Raw genomic sequence first — 354 nt, 5'->3', positions numbered from 1 at the left:
AATATTAACTTAATTAGATGGAACGCCGTATGAGGCGAAAGTCTCACGTACGGTGTGGTGCGGGGGAAAAGCTGAAGATGATTTCAAAGGCTTACCTATCGCAATAATCACAAGGTTGGGCGATGAATACAATTAAAAATCCTAAAGATTCAATTTATTATGGAGTAAAGCATCTAAAAGGAGCTTTTGATGATGCAAAGAAAAATGGTATTACAGATTTAAGTGCCATTGTTCAATCATATAATTGTGCGACACGTTCCTAACTGAAAAGGTTAGGCGCTGATTCAATATTCAGCAGAACTATTATTTCGAGAAGTCAAATGATAGGGTAACGCCTTGAAGGGCTTCCTCTGA

The 354-nt window shown here is 37.9% G+C and carries 1 pseudogene; it reads left to right on the top strand.

From position 1 onward, the window contains the following. Window positions 1-107 precede the first annotated feature (107 nt). Window positions 108-245, top strand: a pseudogene (locus ACS2CR_RS34495) (lysozyme family protein); the annotation flags it as partial. Window positions 246-354: the final 109 nt, after the last annotated feature.

This window comes from Bacillus cereus group sp. BceL291 (genome assembly GCF_051776705.1).
GTDB classification, from domain to species: Bacteria; Bacillota; Bacilli; order Bacillales; family Bacillaceae_G; genus Bacillus_A; species Bacillus_A cereus.
Note: the sequence above shows the minus strand (reverse complement) of the source record. Positions and strands in the feature narration are given on the sequence as shown.